Origin of the sequence: Streptomyces sp. MB09-02B, from assembly GCF_033794485.1 — a bacterium.
Classification (GTDB): Bacteria; Actinomycetota; Actinomycetes; order Streptomycetales; family Streptomycetaceae; genus Streptomyces.
Genome location: NZ_JARGEE010000884.1, coordinates 1 through 1,194, shown reverse-complemented (window position 1 = coordinate 1,194; position 1,194 = coordinate 1). Strand labels below are relative to the sequence as shown.

General features: G+C 74.5%; 1 protein-coding gene and 1 pseudogene. One reads left to right on the top strand and one right to left on the bottom strand.

Annotated features, from left to right (window positions below):
* Positions 1-260, bottom strand: a pseudogene (locus P1P70_RS45975) (hypothetical protein); the annotation flags it as partial.
* A 106-nt stretch (positions 261-366) separates the two neighbouring features.
* Here P1P70_RS45975 and npdG point away from each other — a divergent pair.
* A complete protein-coding gene (gene npdG / locus P1P70_RS44840; protein WP_319248279.1) occupies positions 367-1,095 on the top strand; it encodes an NADPH-dependent F420 reductase in 729 nt (242 codons plus the stop codon).
* Positions 1,096-1,194 lie beyond the last annotated feature (99 nt).

The window sequence follows — 1,194 nt, the reverse complement described above, 5'->3', positions numbered from 1 at the left end:
ACTGACGCCCGCCGGGAGCCCCGGAAGCCGCCCCCTCCGACGCCTGCCGCCGGCCGGGGGCGGCCCGGGGGCGGCCCGGTCCCCGGCCCCGGCACCCGCGCCGACGCCCGCTCCGCGGACGGCGGCGAGAGCCTGGTCGAGCCGTCCGCGCCGGCAGCGACGACGGCGTCACCCGGCGCCCCGTCCACACCGTCGACGAACTGCCCGCCGCGCACTCCGACCTCGTACGCGCCCACCGGAACACCGTCGGACTGCTCCACGGGACGGGCGACTTCGGCGCGGACGAGACGATCACGTTCCGCCGGATCCCCGTGACCGCGCTCACCTGACCGTCGCCCGCCCCGTACCCGCACGTAAGGTCGGCCCATGACCTCTACTGACAGTGCACAGCAGTCCGCCGCGCAGGCTCCCGCGAAGGCCCCCGCCAAGGACCCCTGGGACCTGCCGGACGTCTCGGGGCTCGTCGTCGGCGTGCTCGGCGGCACCGGTCCGCAGGGCAAGGGCCTCGCCTACCGTCTCGCCAAGGCCGGCCAGAAGGTGATCATCGGATCGCGGGCCGCCGACCGCGCGCAGGGCGTCGCCCAGGACCTCGGGCACGGTGTCGAGGGCGCCGACAACGCCGAGACCGCCCGCCGCAGCGACATCGTGATCGTCGCGGTGCCGTGGGACGGACACGGCGAAACCCTCACATCGCTGCGCGAGGACCTGGCCGGCAAGCTCGTCATCGACTGCGTCAACCCGCTCGGCTTCGACAAGAAGGGCGCCTACGCCCTGAAGCCGGAGGAGGGCAGCGCCGCCGAGCAGGCCGCCGCGCTCCTGCCGGACTCGCGTGTCACCGCCGCCTTCCACCACCTCTCCGCCGTCCTCCTGGAGGACCCGGAGATCGAGGAGATCGACACCGACGTGATGGTCCTCGGCGAGGAGCGCGCCGACGTCGAGATCGTGCAGGCGCTGGCCGGCCGCATCCCCGGGATGCGCGGCATCTTCGCCGGCCGCCTGCGCAACGCCCACCAGGTCGAGTCCCTGGTCGCCAACCTGATCTCCGTGAACCGCCGCTACAAGGCCCACGCGGGCATCCGTCTGACCGACGTGTAGCCGGCGCACGCGGGCCCCCGGGCATGGGGGACACTGGACGACGCACCACCTCGTCCGACCGCCTTCCCAGGAGCCGACCCCCATGCCCCCCTTGCTCCC

Coding starts and splice junctions, on each gene's coding strand:
- npdG (WP_319248279.1), top strand. CDS start 367: ATGACCTCTACTGACAGTGCACAGCAGTCCGCCGCGCAGGCTCCCGCG.